General features: G+C 41.8%; 19 protein-coding genes and 1 riboswitch. Of the genes, 1 reads left to right on the forward strand and 18 read right to left on the reverse strand.

What is annotated here, in order from left to right; translation table 11 throughout:
• Window positions 1-35: 35 nt before the first annotated feature.
• The 15 genes from NSQ70_RS15245 to NSQ70_RS15315 form a co-directional block, all read right to left on the reverse strand.
• Window positions 36-1,208, reverse strand: a complete 1,173-nt coding sequence (locus NSQ70_RS15245; protein WP_342502248.1) for an iron-containing alcohol dehydrogenase — start codon at window positions 1,206-1,208, stop codon at window positions 36-38.
• A gap of 4 nt (window positions 1,209-1,212) precedes the next feature.
• Window positions 1,213-2,115: a 4-hydroxy-tetrahydrodipicolinate synthase gene (dapA, locus tag NSQ70_RS15250; RefSeq protein WP_082181658.1), complete on the reverse strand. Its 903-nt coding sequence runs from the start codon at window positions 2,113-2,115 to the stop codon at window positions 1,213-1,215.
• A 179-nt stretch (window positions 2,116-2,294) separates the two neighbouring features.
• Window positions 2,295-3,581, reverse strand: a complete 1,287-nt coding sequence (locus NSQ70_RS15255; protein WP_342502249.1) for a heme ABC transporter ATP-binding protein — start codon at window positions 3,579-3,581, stop codon at window positions 2,295-2,297.
• On the reverse strand, window positions 3,578-4,636 hold the full coding sequence (locus NSQ70_RS15260; protein WP_342501600.1) for an iron ABC transporter permease: 1,059 nt from the start codon (window positions 4,634-4,636) through the stop codon (window positions 3,578-3,580). Before NSQ70_RS15260 ends, NSQ70_RS15255 begins: the two co-directional genes overlap by 4 nt.
• The gene (locus NSQ70_RS15265) at window positions 4,602-5,552 is read right to left on the reverse strand and encodes an ABC transporter substrate-binding protein (RefSeq protein ID WP_342501601.1); all 951 of its coding nucleotides are present in this window, start codon (window positions 5,550-5,552) and stop codon (window positions 4,602-4,604) included. The genes NSQ70_RS15260 and NSQ70_RS15265 overlap by 35 nt, the downstream gene beginning before the upstream one ends.
• Before the next feature lie 171 nt (window positions 5,553-5,723).
• Window positions 5,724-7,115, reverse strand: coding sequence for a glycoside hydrolase family 28 protein (locus NSQ70_RS15270; protein WP_039168216.1), 1,392 nt, complete (start codon window positions 7,113-7,115; stop codon window positions 5,724-5,726).
• A gap of 20 nt (window positions 7,116-7,135) precedes the next feature.
• On the reverse strand, window positions 7,136-8,629 hold the full coding sequence (locus tag NSQ70_RS15275; RefSeq protein ID WP_017359255.1) for an altronate dehydratase family protein: 1,494 nt from the start codon (window positions 8,627-8,629) through the stop codon (window positions 7,136-7,138).
• Entirely contained in the window at window positions 8,626-10,077 is a 1,452-nt protein-coding gene (locus NSQ70_RS15280; protein WP_342502250.1) for a tagaturonate reductase, read from the reverse strand. Before NSQ70_RS15280 ends, NSQ70_RS15275 begins: the two co-directional genes overlap by 4 nt.
• 58 nt (window positions 10,078-10,135) lie before the next feature.
• Window positions 10,136-11,146, reverse strand: coding sequence for a LacI family DNA-binding transcriptional regulator (locus NSQ70_RS15285; RefSeq protein ID WP_217967838.1), 1,011 nt, complete (start codon window positions 11,144-11,146; stop codon window positions 10,136-10,138).
• A 67-nt stretch (window positions 11,147-11,213) separates the two neighbouring features.
• The gene (gene uxaC, locus NSQ70_RS15290; protein ID WP_342502251.1) at window positions 11,214-12,650 is read right to left on the reverse strand and encodes a glucuronate isomerase; all 1,437 of its coding nucleotides are present in this window, start codon (window positions 12,648-12,650) and stop codon (window positions 11,214-11,216) included.
• Between the two features lie 136 nt (window positions 12,651-12,786).
• Entirely contained in the window at window positions 12,787-14,541 is a 1,755-nt protein-coding gene (locus NSQ70_RS15295) for a HAMP domain-containing sensor histidine kinase (RefSeq protein WP_058336921.1), read from the reverse strand.
• Window positions 14,542-14,544: 3 nt separating this feature from the next.
• Entirely contained in the window at window positions 14,545-15,267 is a 723-nt protein-coding gene (locus NSQ70_RS15300) for a response regulator transcription factor (RefSeq protein WP_024719803.1), read from the reverse strand.
• Window positions 15,268-15,445: 178 nt separating this feature from the next.
• Window positions 15,446-16,261, reverse strand: coding sequence for an ABC transporter ATP-binding protein (locus NSQ70_RS15305; RefSeq protein WP_017368048.1), 816 nt, complete (start codon window positions 16,259-16,261; stop codon window positions 15,446-15,448).
• 21 nt (window positions 16,262-16,282) lie between these two features.
• Entirely contained in the window at window positions 16,283-17,305 is a 1,023-nt protein-coding gene (locus NSQ70_RS15310; protein ID WP_048003212.1) for an iron ABC transporter permease, read from the reverse strand.
• Window positions 17,306-18,358 (reverse strand): iron ABC transporter permease, encoded by a 1,053-nt coding sequence (locus tag NSQ70_RS15315; RefSeq protein ID WP_008347113.1) that lies wholly within the window; start codon window positions 18,356-18,358, stop codon window positions 17,306-17,308.
• 259 nt (window positions 18,359-18,617) lie between these two features.
• Here NSQ70_RS15315 and NSQ70_RS15320 point away from each other — a divergent pair, with 259 nt between their 5' ends.
• Window positions 18,618-19,556: an iron-hydroxamate ABC transporter substrate-binding protein gene (locus NSQ70_RS15320; RefSeq protein WP_047945408.1), complete on the forward strand. Its 939-nt coding sequence runs from the start codon at window positions 18,618-18,620 to the stop codon at window positions 19,554-19,556.
• A gap of 37 nt (window positions 19,557-19,593) precedes the next feature.
• On the opposite strand, the gene NSQ70_RS15325 is transcribed toward NSQ70_RS15320, so the two are convergent.
• From NSQ70_RS15325 to NSQ70_RS15335, 3 genes are all read right to left on the reverse strand, one after another.
• Window positions 19,594-21,003, reverse strand: a complete 1,410-nt coding sequence (locus NSQ70_RS15325) for an amino acid permease (RefSeq protein WP_035701368.1) — start codon at window positions 21,001-21,003, stop codon at window positions 19,594-19,596.
• A 192-nt stretch (window positions 21,004-21,195) separates the two neighbouring features.
• A riboswitch (Lysine riboswitch) is annotated at window positions 21,196-21,374 on the reverse strand.
• A gap of 122 nt (window positions 21,375-21,496) precedes the next feature.
• The gene (gene sspJ / locus NSQ70_RS15330; RefSeq protein ID WP_008347117.1) at window positions 21,497-21,640 is read right to left on the reverse strand and encodes a small acid-soluble spore protein SspJ; all 144 of its coding nucleotides are present in this window, start codon (window positions 21,638-21,640) and stop codon (window positions 21,497-21,499) included.
• Window positions 21,641-21,722: 82 nt separating this feature from the next.
• Window positions 21,723-22,151 carry a MarR family transcriptional regulator gene (locus NSQ70_RS15335; protein ID WP_007500254.1) on the reverse strand — a complete coding sequence of 143 codons (429 nt, stop codon included), beginning with the start codon at window positions 22,149-22,151 and terminating at the stop codon, window positions 21,723-21,725.
• Window positions 22,152-22,269 lie beyond the last annotated feature (118 nt).

Raw genomic sequence — 22,269 nt, forward strand, 5'->3', positions numbered from 1 at the left:
ACTTCTCATGTCCCATCCCAGTGACGTATGAAGTGTTAAACGTGGAGCAGTTTCATGTAGACCTGTTCAATATCAGAGACAGACATCGGCTTCGGGTTGTTATCCATTAATCTCTTCACCTCTGAAGCAGCTTCAGCAAGTGCCGGCACATCTTCTTTTGACACACCGAAGGCTTTGAGTTGTTGAGGAATGTGTAAATCCGCTGTCCACTCTTCAATTTGACGAATCACTTGCTCTGCAAGCGTATGCTTTGATCCTTTCTCTTCGATCCCTATCACTCTAGCAATATCTTCAAGACGATCTTTGATATGGTCTGCATTAAACGCCGTAACATGAGGAAGCAGCATGGAATTAGCGACACCGTGTGAAATCTTGTATTTCCCCCCTAACGGATAAGCCATTGCATGAACAGCAGCGGTTCCGGCACTTGTGAGCGCCATCCCGCCATACATGGCACCAACCAGCATATCCTCCCTTGCTGTCATGTTATCCCCGTGATGATAGGCCTCCTGAATACTTCCTGAAATGAGCCTCATCGATTCGAGTGCAAACATATCACTAAATGGATTGGCTTTATTTGAAATATACGATTCAAGCGCATGCGTAAACGCATCCATCCCTGTAGCTGCGGTAATGGCTTTTGGCAATTTGAGTGTCAGTGCGGGATCTAAGATCACAAGATCAGGCAAAAGGTATGGGCTGACCATGCCAATTTTTAATTCTTTTTCCGGAAAGGTAACAATCGCGTTTGGTGTCACTTCTGATCCCGTACCTGAGGTTGTTGGAATGAGAATCGTTGGAACTCCTCTTTTTTTAACAAGGTTCGTGCCAACGAGATCAGAAATTGGCTGATCATTCGTCTTTAGAACAGCTAATATTTTGGCCGCATCCAGCACACTCCCGCCACCAATCCCAGTAATGGCTTCATGCTCCCCTTTTAAAAATGTCTGGAATACGTCCTCGATATTTTCTTCCGTTGGTTCAGGCTTAATCTCTGTGCTGATCTCACTCGCAATCCCTTTTTTCGCAAGTTCTGTTTTGATTTGATCTGCGTAACCAAGAGACACGATGGATGGCTGCGTTAAAATAAAAATCGATCTCAACTTACTAAGTCCTAATAGCTCTAGTTTCTCCCCAAGGAGCTCTAGAGAGTGGGCGCCAGAAACAATGTGTGATGCCGTTTGAAAGTGATAATGTGATATTGTCATCTCTTCACGACTCCTTTGCTGCTTTTGCTTGTATCCGATAATTCTCCATCATGTTCATCACAGCTTCTAAAGCCTCGCCGGATAATGCTTTGACCGGGCTTTTTGGCGGACCTACAGGAATCCCTGAAAGTTCAGCTGCTTTTTTCAAAGGTGCTGGTAACGTTCCTAATGTGAATGTCGCTCTTAACGGCTGGAGCTGCTGCTGACATTGCTCACTTTGGTCAAGATTTCCTTGCTGAAACGATTCATAAATGCCAACGACGGTTTTGGGAAGCACATTTGCCGTTGCCGCCACTGCACCTGTTCCGCCTAACTTCAATGTCTCTAAAATGAGGGAATCCGTTCCTGCAAGCACGACAAACTCTTCATCCTTTGTGACATCGAGATACGCTTTGATATTGGCAATATCTCCACTACTGTCTTTAATACCTAACACATTCGGTAGGACGCTGAGCCTTGCAACCGTCTCTGGCGCAAGTGACACACCTGTTCTTGATGGAATGTTATAAAGTAAGATGGGGATGGTCACATTTTCTGAAATATGACGAAAATGCTCATACAGCTCCTCTTGTGATGGCGCAACAAAATAAGGGGTGATAACCGACAAGACATCTACGCCTAATTCTGCGAACTTGTTTGACAGCTTAATGGTTGCATCAGTGCTATTCTCACCTGCTCCCATGTATACAGGCACCCTGCCGCCCGCAGCCTTTACAACAGTTTCAGCAATTTGAAGCTTTTCTTCCTCTGAAAACAAATGAAATTCGCCGTTTGTCCCTAAAGCAAAGATTCCGTGCACACCTGAGTCGATTAAATGATCAATGAGTTGCTTTGTCACTTCTGGATGAAAATGCTCTTCTTCTGTAAGCGGTGTCAAAATGGCTGGAATGATTCCCTGAATGTTCAAATGATCCTCCCCTTCCGATTGTTGCATTTTTAAACAACTAATTATTAAAACGCTTTCATGATTCTTATTATAAAAGCAATATGATTTATTTAGCAACATATTTTTCGTTTTTTTCAAATATTCAGTGGATGACATAAGTAGATGTTGATGTTTTCAACAAAAAAAGTGAACCAACCGGTTCACTTTTTCATTGCATTTAACGTATGAAGAAGATGCTTCACTTTCTGTCTGACTCTTTCATGTAAATGAGCAGTATGCTCCTTTTCTTCTGCATTGGCAGCAGCGATACAAAGATGATGTACCTGGACACTTGTCTCTTGTTTAATGAAGTGCATCAGCTCGCCCATTAGCTGGACAGACGCACCATCTGATATCGTTCCTTTCAGCACAAGCCAAACGGACAGCTCTCCTTCTTGATGCATCCCATAAAGAAGGACATCTTCATCATCATCTTCAGCGGCGTATTGCTTTGGCCCATCAGATTGACCAAGAAATAAATTCCCTTCCTCATCATCCAGCATGTCATGGAGTGCTTCAGTTCCCGTTCCAAGGGACCGTGTCCAAAAGAAACCCCCGCTTTTCTCATGTGATGAAAGGATGCGCAATGGCTGATGAGTAGAAAATGTCATTCCGTTTGCGCCATATGTTTTCCACCCATCCGCTAAGTTCAGCCTTGAATGTTTAGAGATGGACGCAGGTTCAATTACCAGCTGAGGGTTTGCCCGCAGTGGATGTTGGAGAGGTGTTACATCTGTTTCATACACCCGGTTCACCCGTTCGGTGGTCAACACATGATGCGGTTCTCCCAGCATGTCCAACTTTCCTTCATTCAGCAAAAGCAGACGGTCACAATACAAACTGGCAATGTTCACATCATGAAACACACCGATCACCGTTAAGTTAGAGGAAACCGTCTCTTGTTTAATCAAATCGAGTAACTCTTTTTGATAAGCTAAATCAAGAAAACTGGTTGGTTCATCCAGCAATAAATAGTCAGGGCACTGAGCCAGCGCTTGAGCTAAGTAAACCCGCTGCTGTTCTCCACCGCTTAACTCATGGATGGATTGATCCTTAAATTGAGCAATATCTGTTTGGTCCATCACCTTGCCGACAATCTCGATATCTTCTTTCGTAACAGATTGTAGCCACCCTTTCTGATAAGGATAACGCCCAAACTGGACCGTTTCTTCCACTGTAAATGAAAAGGCTTGATCGGTCTTCTGGGGAAGAACCGCCAATTTTTGCGCAAGTGCCTTTGGCCGGTAGGATTGAACTGGATGGCCACTTAGTGTTACTTGGCCGCTCTCAGGTGCTAAAATACCTGCGATCATTTTAAGTAGCGTCGTCTTACCGCTCCCATTCGGACCAAGGATGCCGAGGAATTCCCCTCGCTCCACTTCAAAACTCACGCCATGAATGACCTCTTTTTCACCATATCCTCCTCTAACTTCCTTCACTTGAATCATAGATGCGTCCCTCCTCTATATCTGCGGATGAGGATGATACCAAAGACAGGAGCACCAATTAACGCCGTAATGATGCCAATAGGCAATTCAGTCGGTTCAATGATCGTACGGGAGAGCACATCTGCTAAAACGAGAAAGGAAGCACCATTCAGCATCGACAAAGGCAGCAAATGACGATGATCCGTAATGGATAAAAGACGGATAAAATGTGGAATCACCAGTCCTACAAATCCGATCGTTCCTGACACAGCCACCGCACTTCCAGTCAGAATCGAACCAGCAAGCAGCACCACATATTTGCTCCGTTTCACATGCACCCCTAACAGTTTTGCCTTTTCTTCGCCATATGTCATCACATTTAAATCTCTTCCTATCAAGATCAGTGCAAATGTACCAATGAGGAAAAAAGGAAGGAAAAGAGCAATATATCGCCAGCCTCTCATAGACACACTGCCTAGAAGCCAATGAATAATCTCTTTTAAATCATCACCTGTTAACGCAATCATTAATGAAATGAGGGCTCCTAAAAAAGAGCTAAAGATGACCCCCGTCAAAATTAAAGAAGAAATGCTCATTCCTCGGTGAACCATACGGGCAAAAAAGAGGACGAGACATAGTGTGACAAGCGCTGTTGTCATACTCAAAAAAGGCAGTGTAAAACTGCCAAGCAAAGGAAACTGCAAACTGAAAAACAATGTGGCTACAGCCCCCACAGATGCCCCTTGAGATACCCCAAGTGTATAAGGGTCAGCGAGAGGATTTTTTAATAAACCTTGAAAGGCTGCACCAGATAACGCCAGAGCTGCTCCGACTAACGCCGCTAATATCACTCTCGGCAGCCGGATATTCATCATAATATTGCGGTCAATTGTATCAATGGTTCCGGCCTGAATTCCAAATACTTCATGAACAAAGATCCGAAGTATAGAAGGAATGGGAATCCCTAAACTGCCAAATGAGATTCCCATTCCAATGCTCACGACAAGAAGTAAAGCACTTGCTGTGTATGCGATGATGATTTTATTTGAACGTGTCAGGATAGATGCTTTTCGCAAGAGCCTCCACTCCTTCAACCAATCGCGGTCCCGGTCGTGATGCCAGATCCGTATTCAATTGAAAGACTTGTTTTTCTTTGACTGCTTTGATCGCCTTCCAGCCGTCTCTTTTTTTCAGATCAGCTAAACTTGCGCCATCAATCGTAACGATGGCATCAGGATTTCGTTTAATAATTGATTCTTCCGTCATTTGCACCCAGCCTGTTTGGTCGCCAGCAGCATTTTTTGCATGAATGACAGACAACATTTCGTCCATAAACGTTTGTTTACCTGTTGTATAAATTTCAGGCGCACCTGATACTTCGACAAAAACTGTTTTTTGTTTGTCTTTGGAGATGGATTCTGCTTGTTTTTTGATGTCATTCAGTTTTGATTTCATCTCATCTACAAGCTTCGTTGATGCCTCTTTTACGCCAGCTGCTTCACCAATCATATTAATAGACTTATACACATCTTTGAAGGAAGCTGCATCATTAACAGTCAGCACTTGAATACCTGCATCTTCAAGCTGTTTAAAGCCGTCTTTTGAACTCATTTGTGATGCATGTGCTAAGACAAGATCAGGCTTTAAGGAAATAACCTTCTCTACATTGAAATCAAGACCGCCAATCTTCTCCACCTTTTCTACTTCCTTTGGATAGTTGTCAAAGTCTGATCTACCAACGATTTTATTTCCAAGGCCAAGGGCATAGGCAACCTCTGTATTACTTGGAATTAACGAAACAATTCGTTTAGGCTGTTCTTTGATTTCAACGGTTTTACCAGCTGCATCTTTGATGGATACAGGAAATGCCGCAGCCTCTGTCTCTTTAGGCTTTGAACTGTTTGTTTTTTGGTCCGTTTCCGCACCTGCACACCCTGCTAAAACACCGATCACAAGTAACAATGATAGCCAAATACCAGTTAACTTCTTCATCAATAAACCCCCTGCTTTATGTACTGCTTGACGTCATCTCTTTCGTCAATTCTTTTCTAATTTCGGGAATATTATACTACAGTGCAGATAGGTTGTATATGTGATTCCGAATACGTCTTGTCTGTCCTTATAAAAGAAAAACAGCCTTTGACCTGGCTGTTTTCACTTCCGCTATTGGTTGATATGTTCACCATTAATGACAACTTTCTGAAATGAAGGAGATACTGCATGTTCCAATGAAAGAGGGTACGTGACATCGTCAATGACACAGTCTTTCATTTTAAAGTGTGTGACCGGGGAATGTGAGTATGCGGCGATCTTCACGCCATATCGCCCTCCGCTGCTTTTTAACCCTTCTACTTCAATATGACGGACTACAGGCCTATGCGGACCGGCATCCCCTTCCTCATACATCATGTCGATACAGACCACCTCATGCTTTAAGCTTTTCACTAGATTGTTTTTAAAATAGATGTGTTCAATGGTACCGCCCCTGACAGAGTTGGTCTTAATGCGCAATGCCCTGTCGAGGTTCGGACTGTCCATGACATTATCCTCTGCATATACATACTTGACGCCTCCAGAGATTTCACTCCCGATCGTTACTCCGCCATGACCATCACGCATCGTATTTCTACGAATGACGATGTTTTCAGATGGAACACCGATTCTCCGGCCGTCCTCATTTCTGCCCGATTTAATGGCAATACAATCATCGCCATTATCAAAATAACAATCTTCAATGAGCACATGTCGGCACGACTCTGGATTCACACCATCTGTATTTGGGCCATGACCGATGATATTCACCCCACGGACGATAACGTTTTCACTTAACACCGGATGGACTTGCCACATCGGTGAATCCTTTACTGTTACTCCTTCAATGAGAATGTTTTGGCAATTGTATGGCTGGATAAAGCTTGATCTTAAATAATGTCCTTCGCCAAACACCCTTTCTTCCACTGGTATTCTTTTTTCAGCCATTTCAAAAAGAAGCTGACGATCCCGATCTTGAGAGGGTTGACCATTTGTTCCATACTTCCAAGGCCACCAGTGGTGTTCATCCCCTCTCCCGTCCAGCGTGCCTGCTCCTGTAATCGCGATGTTTTCTGCATGATGGGCATAAATAAGTGGTGAATAATTATAAAGCTCAATTCCTTCATATCTTGTTAGAACAAGCGGGAGATAATCACGTGTATCTTGGCTGAAGCTCACATAGGCGTTTTCATGAAGATGAAGCTCTACATTGCTTTTCAATTCTAGAGCGCCTGTCAAAAATGTCCCTTCAGGAATTAGCACACGCCCTCCTTTCAAACGATGTGCATCATCGATGGCAGACTGAATAGCATTTGTCGAAAGCTCTATCCCTTTGTTATCTGCACCATAATGAATGACATTGAATTCACGATCTGGGAACTTTGGCGCTTTTATCTGCTTTAACACCTGATCTATGCCATTTGTTTCTTTGTCTTTTTTCCCTTGCTTTGCTAAACGTGCGAGTCCAATTCCTGTTAGTACTGTTCCTGCTGTCACATACATCAAATTCCGTTTTTTAGACATTTCCTTATCCCCCAGACGTCTTAAAGTGTCACACCTGTTTTAAAAATGGCCAGCTCTCTAAAATTGTTTTTTTCATGATTTAACAGCTTTCCACTCGCCACATCAATCACCGTGGCAATGAATTTCTCTAGCACCACATCTTCTGGTACATCTTCAAGCAATTCCCCCGCATTAAAGTCGATCCAATGTTTTTTTGTTTCATATAAAGCGGTATTGGTCGATACCTTCATCGTTGGAACAAATGTGCCAAACGGTGTGCCTCTGCCTGTTGTAAAGAGGACGAGCTGACAGCCAGACGCTGCGAGAGCAGATGAAGCAACCAAATCATTCCCGGGCGCACTTAATAAATTCAATCCTTTTCGTTTTAGCAGCTCCCCGTATGTTAAAACATCCTTTATAACGGAAGTACCCGCTTTTTGTGTGCAACCGAGAGATTTATCTTCTAATGTCGAAATTCCTCCTGCTTTATTTCCCGGGGAAGGATTTTCATATACTGGCTGTCGATGATCCATAAAGTATTGTTTAAAATCATTGATCATCTGCACAATATTGTCGAATGTCGCTTTTGATTCCGCTCTCTCCATTAAGATCTCTTCAGCCCCGAACATTTCCGGCACTTCTGTTAAGACGGTGGTCCCTCCTTGAGCCACAATGAAATCGGACAGTCTACCTAAAAGTGGATTTGCGGTAATGCCTGAAAACCCATCTGATCCTCCGCATTTCAAGCCAATTTTCAGCTCAGATAACGGAATGTCTTCACGCTGATCTTCTTTCGCTGCGTCATAAATTTCCTTGAGCAAAGCGACACCCGTCTCAATCTCATCCCCTACTTCTTGGCTTCTTAAAAATTTCACCCTCGTCTGGTCATACTCCCCTAATGTAGCTTTAAAATCCTCAATATCATTGTTTTCACAGCCAAGCCCTAGAACGAGAACCCCTCCAGCATTTGGGTGTTTTACGGCATTTTGAAGTATTGTTTTTGTGTTTTCATGATCATCCCCAAGTTGTGAGCATCCATAATTGTGTTTTAATACTAACGCCGTTTCAAAAGGATGGATGCTTCCCCCCATTTCAGCGGTAAATATTTGAATGATTTGATCGGCAATGCCATTGACACACCCAACTGTTGGGACAATCCAAAGCTCATTTCGTATACCACTTGCGCCATTTTTTCTTTTATACCCTTTGAATGTCAGATTCGTTTTTTCATAGGGGTTTTCTGTTAAAGAAGGGCGGTATTCGTAATCGAGCTTACCTGATAGATTCGTTTTGATATTGTGCGTATGCACCCATTCTCCAGTCGAAATCGCAGTGGATGCATGACCAATGGGGTAGCCATATTTGATGATATTCTCTTTTTCTTTGATCTCAGCCAATGCAAATTTATGACCTTTAGCAACGGTTTCTTTTAAAATGATTGTATGACCTTGGTGCTGAAGCTCTTCGCCTTGCTCAAGCACTTTTAAAGCGATGCCAACATTATCTGAAGGATGAATCACAACAAAGTCTCTCATGCCTTCTCCCCCTGACTTTCATATTGAAGTATTTGGTGAACAGCAGCTCTCATGCCATTTTCATGTATGCAGGTGAGCTGCTCGGCTACTTCATCCTTCAGCCCTGCGATCCTCGTCAAATCCATCCCCCATAAAACTTCGTTTGAAAGAAGTTGATCGACCATTAATTCATAGGAATGGTCCACTTCCTCCCATGCTCCCTTCATGAATGTCATCACAGACTCATCATCCTTTATTTGATCTGCATGGACTTGATAAAAATAAATCAAACTGCTCAGTGAGAACATAAGCTTCGTAGGCAGCTGTTTTTTTAGCTCTATATAATCTAGAAGAGACGGGAGAATACGCGCCCGAAATTTAGATACACCATTTAAGGCTATATCGAGTAATTGATGTTTGACAAAAGGGTTGCAGAATCGATCCCAAACGGATTGTGTATAAAGAAGCAGCTCTTCTTCAGGAAGTGGCAAACTTGGCAGCACCTCCTCCTCAAGCATGCGGCGAATGAACACACCAACATGCTCATCATCCACCGCTTTTTTGACAGTGTCCAAGCCACACGAATATGCAATCGGCACCATCGCTGTATGTGCACCGTTTAAAATGCGAACCTTGCTCATTCGATAAGGAGCGATATCTTCCACAAAAAGTACGTTTAACCCTGCATCTTGAAAAGGAAGCTCTTTTTGAACAAACGGAGGTGCTTCAATGACAAACAGGTGGTAATATTCTGCCGTGACAAGCAATTCATCGATATACCCCTCTTCTTTTTGAACAGTCTCCGCTGCTTTCTGAGAAAAGCCTGGGACAATCCGATCAACTAACGTATTACAGAACGTGTTGGCTTCCTTGACCCAAGCCACAAAATCAGGCGGAAGATTCCACTCAGCTGCCATTGTGATCACATATTCTCTTAATCGATCACCGTTTTGTTCAATCAATTCACAAGGTAAAATGATCAAGCCCTTTTTCTCATCCCCAGAAAAAGCTTTGAAGCGGTGATACAAGAAGGCTGTCAGCTTTCCTGGAAAACTTACTTGCGGCCGATCTTCTAATCGGTCCTCTTTTCTTAACACAAGTCCTGCCTCTGTTGTATTAGAAAAGACAAAGCGCACATCAGGACTTTCCGCTACATGTAAAAAGGCTTCATAATCTGTATATGTGCTGATTCCCCTGCTGATGGATTGAATGACGATCCGTTCGTTCATTTCTTTTTGGTCATGAAATCCTTGAATACATAAAGTGTACAAACCATCTTGTTCATTTAGAGCGGTCACTGATCCTTTTCGAGGAGGAACAACCACTGCTCTTCCTTTAAAATCTGTACAGTCATTTAGCTTCTGAATCTGCCAATTCATAAATCCCCGCATAAAGTTCCCTTCGCCAATTTGTAGAATGGTTTCAGGATATTCAGCCACTGGGTACACATCTTTGGATAATCGTCTCAAACGCTTTTCCTCCCCGCATTTTTTGCACACGTGAACATTTTTATTTAAAAGATGCTGATTACTGCACCTTTTTTACTGAATCTCTAATCATCAGCTCTGTGTGGACATACACTTTTTCCAGATGATCGTCTTCTTGCTTTTCACCGTTGATGACTGAAAGGATGGCTTCTGCTCCAAGCGCACACATTTTTTCAATTGGCTTTTTGACTGTTGTGAGGGCAGGCGTTGTATAAGATGAAAATGAAATATCATCAAAACCGATAATAGAGAGATCATCAGGACACCTTTTACCTTTTGCAAACAATGCATTCATCGCACCAATCGCCATGTCATCGTTTGAGCAAAAAAGGGCAGTTGGCGGATCATCAAGAGTGAGTAAGGCTTCCATTGATTCATAGCCGCTCTTCATATGATAGTCGCCTATGATCATGTATTCCTTCTTCATGGGTACATGATGGTCAATGAGTGCTTGCAAAAAACCAGCTTTTCTTTCCTGTGTGGATTTAAACCCTTCTTTCCCTTCAATAATGGCAATTTGTTTATGCCCCTGCTGAATGAAATAGTGTGCAGCTTGGTATGCCCCTTCACCATCATCCGCTAATATATTCATCACTTGATTACTTTCTACACGGCGATTCAGTACAATAATGGGAATGCCCTGCTTTTTCACATGATGGATAAACGCTTCATCATGCTCGCTTTGGCTCATGAGCAAAATACCATCATACCGCTGTTTATGAATGGTTGTGTAATCGTGAAAATCGTCAATTCCTCTTACAACCAAATGATAGTTTTCTGTTATCACACTGTTGACGCCTTTTAATGCATCAACAAAGAAACTTGAGGATGTGCCTTCTGTTAAACTCGTAAAAAACAGACCAATTGTATATGATTTTTGCGAGACAAGGCCTCTGGCATGGACATTCGGTGAGTAATTCAGCTGTTTTGCAATCGACAAGATGTTTTGTTTTGTTTTCTCTTTAATAAAAGGACTATTATTCAAAGCCCTTGATACTGTGGTATGAGAAACGTTTGCCAATTTTGCTATATCTTTGATTGTGACTGTCATGCTATTCCGCCTTTTATGATTTTTTATCATCTTATCATAAAAACGCTTTCATATTCTTGCTTTTTGTTCATATCATCTTGCTTTTATGCGGAAGTTCATTTGCCCGTTCAAATTGAAAATACTGCTTTGCATTTTCATAGCTGATTCCTTTTACCATTCCCCCTAGCAAATTGAGATCATTAGGCGCTTCACCTTTTTCCACCCAATCTCCAATGATGTCACATAACAGTCTACGGAAATATTCATGTCTTGTGTAAGACAGGAAGCTTCGTGAATCTGTCAGCATCCCTATAAATCGGCTGATCAGTCCGATACTGGAAAGTGCCATCATCTGCTCTGTCATTCCCTGCTTTGTATCATTAAACCACCAAGCTGTTCCATGCTGCATTTTCCCAGGGGTCTTTCCATCTTGAAAACTTCCAGCTATCGTTGAAATCACCACATTGTCCCTTGGATTCAAGGAATAGAGGATGGTTTTTGGTAATGCATGTGCTTGTTCTAACCGATCTAATACGCGGCAAAGAGGTTTTGCAATGTCTTCATCATTCATTGCATCATATCCGGTATCTGGTCCAAGTCGCTTAAACATTTTCGAGTTGTTGTTTCTGAGCGCATTGATATGAAGCTGCATCGCCCATCCCCGCTGAGCATATGCCTGACCTAGTTCAATGAATGTGTGCGTTTTAAATTGAACCTTCTCCTTTTCCGTCAATGGATGTCCAGACATTCTTTTATGAAAAATGATCGTAGCTTCTTCTTCCGTCGTGTCTTCGTACGTCATTTCATTGATGGCATGATCTGAAATCAAACAGCCCTGTTCATGAAAGAAATCGATTCGCATATGAAGTGCTTTTATGAAGTCTTGATAGGATTCGATCTGGATAGATGAAACCTCCGCCAGCTGCTGAACATACTCGATAAACAAGTCATTTGTGATATCTAATGCCTTATCTGGCCGAAACCCTGGCAGTACTTGCACAGAAAAGCCTTCTTCCCGCAGTTGTTGGTGATAAATCAACGAATCTACCGGATCGTCTGTCGTCACAACCGTTTCAACATTTGATTTCACAATGAAATCTCTCGCACCAAATCCGTCTCCTTGCAACTTTTTATTTACTTTTTTCCAGATGATGTCTGCGCTTTCTTCATTCAAAAGTTCTTCGACATCAAAATACCGTCTTAGCTCTAGGTGGGTCCAGTGATAGAGAGGATTTCCAATCGTCATCGGAACGGTTTTCGCCCATGCTAAAAATTTCTCATAATCTGAGGCATCTCCTGTGATATGTGTTTCAGGTATCCCATTTGCTCTCATGGCACGCCATTTGTAATGATCTCCGTAAAGCCATGCTTCGGTTATATTTTGGAACGTTTTATTTTCATAGATTTCTTTTGGACTTAAATGACAATGGTAATCAATAATCGGAAGGTTCTTTGCAAACTCATGGTATAGCTTTTCCGCCGTTTGACTGTTTAATAAAAACTGCTCATCTAAAAAGGCTTTCATCAAACTCCCCCATTTCTTATAATGATGAAAATCAATTTGTTCACGTTAACAATTTTATTGTAATCGTTTACAAAATCGATTTCAATCCTAAAACAAGAAAAAACGATCTCCTTTAGAAAAGAAAATCGTTTTTTGGCTATTTTACAGATGGTGTTTTCTTTAGGATAATCGCAATAGTTGTTCCTTGACCTAATTCACTTTCTACTTGAATATCGCCATCGTGTAGCAAGACAAGCTCTTTTGCAATCGCCAATCCTAATCCTGTTCCATTTGTTGGATCATTCGTATTTGTCCCTCTATAGTAACGATTAAATAAATGATCCACCGTTTCTTGCGCCATTCCGCGTCCGTTATCTTTCATTTCGATCCGAACTTCATCATTTGTTTCAGATAGAACAGCTTGAATAAGAGTGCCTTTCTGGTTATGCTTCACTGCGTTCGCCAGCAGGTTCTCAATGACTCGTCTAAACCAGGCTTTATCGATCTCAAACATGACACCCTCTGTTTGATCTTCAAAGGATGACATATAATCTTCAGAAAGCGTGCTTCTTGAAAACTCGTCCATAATGGAGGCTAAAAATTCACCAAGCTCAACAGGTTTTCGATTAATAGGCAATGCACCATTTTTCAATCGATACGTGAGGTTTAAATCCTCAATCAAGGTCGACATGTATTCTGATTTCTCACGAATGACTTGTCCCATTTCCATGACTTCTTCCTTGGACCATTGGTATTGATCTGATTCTAGCATTAATCCATAACCGTAAATCGTGCTAAGAGGCGTTTTTAGATCATGAGACAGCCCTGCGATCCATTCTTCCCTTGTGGTTTGAATTTTTCTTCGGTTTGCTTCATTCTCTTTTAACGTATTGGTGAGCTGATCCATTGTTTTAAGGATATCCTCAAACAGCCGATACTCTCGCTTAATACGGCCCTTTTTATTTTTACTTACTGGAATACCTTTTCTATTTGTTGGCTCTTGCAATTTATTTCTTGATAAGAAAATCAGCCAGCGGATAATGTGATAGATCGGTAGCCCATAGCGATACGAGTACCATAATGTCATAACGATAATAATCGTGAGCGCAAGACCTGCAATCAAGAGCGTTGTATATTGGTTTAAAGCCTCTGTCTCTTTATCATAAAGCTCGTCTGGGCTGTATACTTTGTTTGGCACCGAAACAATCATATACAGATCTTTATTCACTCTGATATAAGACAAGTCACTTCTAAACTCCCAAGGCTTTGATTGATACTTGAGCAGTTCAACATCCGTTACGTTATTTTTCAAATTATTTTTGGCTCGGATACCTTTTAAGTATTTTCCTTCTTCATTAAACAGATGCACCGATCCATTCATTCTTTTCAAAAATTCTTTTGTTTCAACTGAATATTGAGACAATGCAGCCAGGTTTTTTTCATGCTGCTTGAGATAATTGGCTACCTTTGTGCTGTTCGTTTTAAATCCATATAAGACGATAAAGCTTTCTTGATCAATCTCAATTGGCCAGAAGTACATCTTGTAATCTTTAAATTGTCTTTTTTCAAAGATCTTGATCATTTCATCCTTTTGATAGAATGTTGGAATGTTTTTAGGGAGTTGATAGCTATAGACATTGCGTTTTTTGGAATCAATCACTTGCAGCCAGCCATCACGTTTTTCCACTGCTTGTTTGAGCTGATCATCGGCTTCCATTTTTCCATCCTCGTTAAAATAAAGCCAGCTCATGAGTGTATCTCCATCTGCCTTCGTTAAACCAGTTTCAGTCATATTCTCATAGCGCTTTTGAAAATAAAGATTTTCAGAGAATGTTTGCCCGATCGTTAGAATGACGATGACAATAAACATTTGTCCGACAAAGTGAAAGAAAAGTTTTGTTCGTAAATTCATAAACTATTGAAGAACCTTCACAGGTTGCGGAATGAACTTATAGCCCATACCACGGATCGTCACAATATATTCAGGCTGACTTGGATCTAACTCTATCTTTTCTCTCAGCTTTCGGATATGAACCATGACGGTGTTGTTGTCACCATATGACGGAACACCCCATACTTTCTCATAGATTTGATCTTTTGAAAGTACCACATTCGGATGGTCACAAAAATACTTCAGCAAGGACAAAAGCTGAGCTGAGCAAGCCGTCACCTTTCCCCTTACTTTTAACTCGGCTGCATGAGGATGGTACGAGAAATGAGCATATTCATATTGACTGTGCGCTTCTTCCTGCTCCTCCTGTAAGGAGATATAAGTTCGGTTTAAGTGCGCCTTAATTCTAGCTACTAGCTCTAACGGATTAAATGGCTTTGTGATGTAATCGTCTGCACCTTGTGCAAATCCAGTCAATTTGTCAACATCAGACGTTCTTGCTGTTAAATAGAAAATCGGTGCCTTCGTCATTTTCCTGATTTCAGGCAGAACATCAAAGCCTGACTTACCGGGCATCATCACATCTAGAAGTAAGAGGTGGATGTCCTCGTTTTTGACAATATCTAATGCTTCATCTGCATGATAGGCTTTATAAATATGTTGAAACCCTTCTTTTTTTAATACGCGTTCAACCATTTTTACAATTGCTTCTTCGTCATCTGCAATCAATATTTTTGCTGTTTCCACGCATCTCTTTCCTTTCTAGCTATGATCTCTAACCGTATATTACCATTGTCCAAAGTAAAAAAGTACCTCTTTTCTGCATAAAAGCGAAAAAAGATCAACTGGAGAAAATGGCATAACAAGGTAATATCAAAAAATGCAAAAAAACCCGGTCATACATACCGAGTTTTTTGTCCATCTATTATCCGTTCACAGCTTCAAGCTTTCTTTCATGATTCATTAAGTCATATGTTAAACAGATCGGCTTATTCGTTCTCGGATCAAGAACAATTTCTGCATCGATGTGGAACACCTGACTGAGCACCTCTTTTGTCATGACCTCATGAGGCGTACCATCTTTAATGACTTTCCCTTGATTGAGGGCAATCATGTAATGTGAAAAGCGTGCAGCATGATTCAGGTCATGAATCACCATCAGCACCGTTCTGCCCTGCTCTCTGTTTAAGCGTTCTAATAGCTGAAGGATCTCCAGCTGATGAGCAAGATCTAAATACGTCGTTGGTTCGTCTAATAAAAGCAGCTCTGTTTCCTGAGCGAGTGCCATCGCAATCCATACCCGCTGACGCTGTCCACCGGAGAGTGCTTCAATTGGCCGGTCATGAAATGCAATCATTCCCGTCTCCTCAAGTGCCCATCTGATGATTCGTTTGTCCTCATTTGATAAACGGCCAAATCCATTTTGATGTGGGAAACGTCCGTATGACACAAGCTCATAAACTGTCAGACCACTTGGTGCTTCAGGCGTCTGCGGTAAGATGGCCATTTGTTTTGAAATTTCTTTTGTTGGTGTTTGATGGATAGCCTGGCCATTTAAATAAACAGCACCTTGATGGGATTTCATAATACGAGACATTGTTTTTAAAATCGTTGACTTCCCGCACCCATTCGGCCCAATTAATGTCGTCACCTTGCCTTTTGGGATGCTGATATTTAAATCGTCTACAATCAAACGGTCATGATAGCCAATACAAAGCTTTTCTGTTTCAAGTGATTTCATCTGTTGTACTCTCCTTCCTCATTAGTTCGTTTTCATCAATAAGTAAATGAAGTAAGGTGCGCCTAAGGCAGAAACGACAAGTCCAACGGGCACCTCTGATGGAGCAAGTATGACACGCCCAAGTGTATCTGCAAGTAATAACAGCAGTGCACCAATCATAGCGGACGCCGGTATCATTCCTTGATGTTTCGGTCCAACTAGCTTTCTTGCGAGGTGTGGTGCCGCTAACCCTAGGAACGATATACTCCCTGCAACAGCGACACTCGCACCGGCTAATGCAACTGCAATCAGCATGAGAAAACTTCTTTCTTTATGAACTGAAATCCCTAAGCCATAAGATATCTGATCACCCAAATTCATGATATTTAAGTAGCGTGCCCTCACCATCGCTAATACAAGAAAAATCAGCATCCACGGCACGACTGATAAGACATATGTCCAACTTGAGCCCCAAATACTTCCTGACAGCCACACAATGGCTTGGTTAAAATCATTTGGGCTCATCTTTAATTGAATAACCACAATCGCTGCCGAAAATGCAGCATTGATCCCAATACCAGTTAAAATCAATCGAACAGGCGTAATGCCCTTTTTCCACGCTAGCACATAAATGAGGAATGCAGCAAAGGCGGCACCTACGAAAGCGAAAAGCGGCAGTACAAATATTGAAAAATCACCTAAGTTCGACATCGAACCCTGAAAGGCAAAGATAAACAAAACCACCGCAAAACCTGCACCCGCATTTACACCTAGAATGCCGGGATCAGCTAAACCATTTTGAGAAACACCTTGCCAAATGGCTCCTGATACAGCGATAGAAGCGCCAACAAGTAAAGCGATGACCATCCTCGGAAGTCTGAACTCGAATAATACAAGCTCATCCATTTCACTTCCGAGTCCAAAAAATGTTTTGAATGTATCCATCGGAGAAATCCTTATCTCTCCGGTATTTAAACTTATTAGGAACACAGCCACGATCGCTAAAAAGATCATGACCATCGTTCGTTTGTATTTCTTTTTCTTTGCCTGCTGCACCATTTCCATTTAAATTCCGCTCCTTTCACGTCTCGCTAAATATAAGAAGAAAGGAACGCCTATAATGGCTGTAATGGCACCCACTGGCGTTTCAAACGGCGCATTGACAAGCCTTGCCGCAATGTCTGCATAAATGAGCAAAATAGCCCCTAAAATAGCTGAGCAAGGGATAATCCAGCGATAGTCAACGCCGACCAAGAAACGCGTAACATGAGGAATCACAAGCCCGATAAAGCCAATAGAACCTGCAACTGACACGGCTGCACCTGTTAAAAGGATCACGACCAATATGCCAAGTACCTTGACTGTTCGTGTATATTGTCCAAGCCCTTTTGCTAATTCATCACCTAAGCTTAAAACCGTGATGGAGCGGGCAAGAATCATTGCGATGATCAGTCCTACAGCCGCAACTGGAATGATGATCTTAATATTGCTCCAATTCACACCAGCCACACCGCCTGCGTACCAAAAACTCATATCTTGCGCGACGTCAAATCGAATGGCAATCGCTGAGGAAATTGAGCTTAAAAGTGCGCCAACAGCCGTACCGGCTAATGCGAGCTTCACAGGAGTAAGTCCCCCTTTTGAAAGGGTTCCAACCCCAAATACAATAGAGGCGCCAAGTGCTGCCCCCAAAAATGACCAAAGAATTAATGTAAAAGAAGATTGGCCTGGGAAAAAAGCAAACGCAATGGCAATCGCAAATGCAGAGCCATTTGTCACACCCATGATTTCAGGAGACGCAAGCGCATTTCTTGTCATGCCTTGCATGATGGCACCCGATACTGCTAAAAAGGCACCGACAAGTGCGGCACCAACTGTACGCGGCAGCCTTAGTTCCCTAATGATTTGATGTGAGGTTTGTTGTGAGTCAAAATGAAAGACGGCTTCCCATACCGTGTGTAAATGAATGTTTGCCGCTCCTAGCGATACTGATAAAAAAAGACCAAATGCTAAAGCAATGATTCCTATGATGACAACAGCTGCTGTACCAAAAGGCTTTGTCACAATATCTATCGCATCATCTTTAGCTGACAGCTGTTTATTCGATTGTGAGCCCAAAACCAGTCTCTTCCTTTCCGTTCATATCTATTCGTTATTAGTGATAATGATTATCAATCTCGGAGTCTAGTATATCACTTTCTTCACGTTTTGAAATCCTTGTTCTAATAAATTTCTTTATTTTCATCAAAAAACCGGGAGAATTTCACCATTTTCATTTTGGTCATAAAATAGCCGATGCATTTTTTCTTCTATCATGTTAAGATATAATCGCGAATGAGAATCATTATCATAAACAATTGAATAGGAGCGAACTTTAGTGAAAAAACGAACTGGACTTCTTTTGATTTCCTTCATGACCCTTATGATTTTTACTGCTGCTTGCGGCAGCACTTCCAATAAAGAATCGGGAGCCAAAAAAAATGACACGATCACCTATCAAGATGTAAAGGGTGAAGTGAAACTGCCTCAAAACCCAAAACGTATTGTGCTTCTGGCGGAAAGCTATTACGGAGATCTCGTCACACTCGGCAAAACCCCCATTGCTGCCACTGCGCCCATCTTTAAAAACCCTTTCTATAAAGGAAAAACAGATGGAGTGAAAAATATTGGAAAATCTCCCTCTGTTGAGAAAGTAGCCTCTTTGAAGCCGGATATGATCATTGCTTGGGGAGAAGATGAGAAATTTGATCAATACAAAAAAATTGCACCTACAGTTGCCATTCAATACAATCAATATTCGTTTAAAGACCAGCTAAAAGAATTCGGTAAAATGACAGGCACATCAAAAAAAGCAACGGATTGGATCACAAAATGGGATGCCAAAATTGCTGAAGTGAAACCAAAAGTAACAAAAGCTGTAGGAAACAAAACCGTTTCGATCGTATCACCATTCGATAAGGGCATTTACATTTTCGGTAACACTTTTGCACGCGGTGGTGAAATCATTTATGACGAGCTGAAATTAAAAGCTCCGAAGGCCGTCCAAAAAGAAGCCATCGACAGTGGTGTCGGTTATGCAAACATTTCTCTTGAAAAGCTTCCAGAATTTGCAGGTGATTATATTTTCACAAGCCCATGGAGCGGTTCAAAAAGTAATGGCGATCAAGTGTATAAAAGCAGCATCTGGGCATCACTTCCTGCTGTCCAAAACAAACGTGTATTTGAAACAGATACAGTCGGTTACTTCTTTAATGACCCTGTGTCACTAGAAGGTCAGCTCGAATTTATTGTGGATCGATTAACATCTGCCTCATAAAAAAATACGTTTCTCCAATGCTGGAGAAACGTATTTTTTAAACTGTACCTTTGGCAAATTTTTTGGACATGAATGGGTAGAGTAAAATGCCAACTAAGAACAATCCAATACCAAGACCAAATGTTTTTAAATCAGCTGTGCCTGAAATAATGACCCAAGCGGAATACCCCATGGCCACAAGCGCAATGATCCCGTCTCTTGTCCGGTTTCCTTTTTGGAGTTCATATGTGTCACCTTGCATGATGACCTTAAAGCTGTAGATCGACGACACGATATACGGAATGAGATACGCAAGTGTCGCTGATGTTGTTAAGAAAGTAAAGGCTTCATTAATCGTACGTGACATGACTGAGAAAATAAACAGCTGTGACATGATATTTGTGACAGTCAAAGCAAAAACAGGACTGCCTTTTTTGTTTGTTTTTGCAAACACTGCTGGGAAATCGCCAGCTTTTGCTGCTTGATAAGGGACTTCAGAACCAAGCAAAATCCAGCCAAGCATCGAACCAAATAAACAAATGATCGCAAGAAGTGCCATGACAATGCCGCCAGCCGGTCCGATAATGAGCTGAAGCACGTCTACGAATGGTTTATCAGAACCTTGCAATTGATCATGCGGCAGAACGCCCATTGTTATCAAGGTAATAATCATATAAATAGACAGTGCAATTAAAAGTCCTGTAATCGTCGCACGTTTGACATCACGCTGCGAGGAAGCTCTTCCTGATAAAATGACAGCAGATTCGATGCCGATAAATGCCCATAGTGTGGAAATGGCCGCATGATGAATTTGGCCTCCAAGTCCGAGCACTCCTTCACCACTTGCTGCTTCAACAGGGAAGTAATAATGTTCAAATAATGCGGTTTGGAATGCAAATAAGCCTGCGACAATAAAAAGGACGAATCCAAGCACCTTTGAAAAGGTCGTAATAAAGTTCAGCTTACTTGCTGCGCTTAAGCTTGTAATTAAAATCGTATGAGTCCCCCATAGAAGGATTGTACATACGATAAACGTTGTGAGCTGACCAAGTGTGATCGCTTCTTTTCCAAAAGTAAAGATCTCCGTTTTCACGGTTAAAATTGGGAAAAAGGTTGTTAAATAACCAGCTAGGCTTGTAATAATGGCGACATTACTAATCCAGCTTGCCACCCAATATCCCCAAACCATTGTAAAACCGGCTGCTTTTCCTTTTTTCGGATCTTTAAAAAGCGCTCTTGCATAGCTTTGTGGTCCAGCTGTCAGCTGCGGTTTATGAATGGACAAATGTCCAAACACAAAGGCAATCATCAGTACGCCGCCACCTGTGACAAGCCATGCCATCGTCACACCTAAAGGACTTGCATGCTGGGCAAGTGTACTAGGCAGCATAAAGATGCCTGAACCTACCATATTTCCGACGACAAAAGCCGTCAATAACCAAAAACCCCATTTTTTTGTCTGTTCCATTTTCGTACCTCCGTTATATTCACTTTGGACCAGACCCGGCAGTATCTTCATTGATATATTTGTGAAGCAATGACTTGCATTCTTTATGTTCATGTTGGGTCACTTTCTTACCAGCATACCCTTTTCTTAGGCAATCAGAACATAAAAAAAAGCCTGAACAAAAGTCCATGCTTTTCAAAACATACACCTTGATCTCCGGATAGCCCTCCACGCTTCAAAGACGTGGCAGTCCTGCATTTGTTCAATGCAGACCCAGCATAAAGAAAGTTGGAGCTCTCTCTACACTTCGGCGCTGATGCCTTTTTTCTCATGATCAACGATTCCATCTCTCCCATGAGTGACTCATCATCCGCGCAACCTCTACCTCACTGAGACATAGCGTGAGGATTTCTATTCATTTTTACTACACGAAGGTTATCAAACATTCTCATATCTGTCAAAGGGAAAAACATAGAAAAAAGGCAGAGAAATGATTCTCCGCCTTTTTGTCAGCTTATTGATGGTTGTTTTTCTTCTTTTGGACAGCTTCCTGAAGCGGATCGCCTGCTAGTTCTTTACTTGCTTCTTCTAACAGCTGATCAACCTGCTGATGGTCTTTCTCGCTTTTCGCCTTTTTATCCTTTTGGAAAAATGACATCGCTATTTCCCCCCTTTTCATAAAATGCCTTTGCCTGTTTAATTTGTGCTACAGCGCTCAGCATTATACAAAGAGGAGCAGTTCATTCATCGTGAAAGGTCTGTCTCATTTTTTGCAAATACGTTAGAAAGGTCTTTAAGTCTTCCTCTGTGAAGTCTGACATCATATGCTGAATCACCTTTCCAAAAAGACGTGTATGCTTTTCGTAAATAGCCAGCCCTTTTTCCGTGGCTTCTAGCCGGACAAGGGAATGATCGTCCTTGTCCCGTTCTCTCTGAATGTAGCCTTGCTCACATAATTTATTGAGGGCAATGGAAGCGGCACCTGGGTTGAGAGAGAGTCTTTGTTTGAGCTCTTCAGCATGTGATACTTTTCCTTGTATCAATATAGAAAGAGCATATATCTGTGGAGGCGTGATGTCTTTTTCTAACTCAAGTAACTTGCGGTTTAATTTACGGCTGACTTCATAATGTACAAGAACAATTTCTTTTAAAATGTCTGCATTACTCATCCGAATCGCATCCTTATCGTTAGTGTCAACATGACTTCCTTCTTATTATAGAATGTTTTTCCAAACAGCCAACTATTTTATCCCATTTTCTTTAGAAATAAGCCTTGCTGAATGGATT

The organism is Bacillus sp. FSL R5-0397, from assembly GCF_038593395.1.
GTDB classification, from domain to species: Bacteria; Bacillota; Bacilli; order Bacillales; family Bacillaceae; genus Bacillus; species Bacillus altitudinis.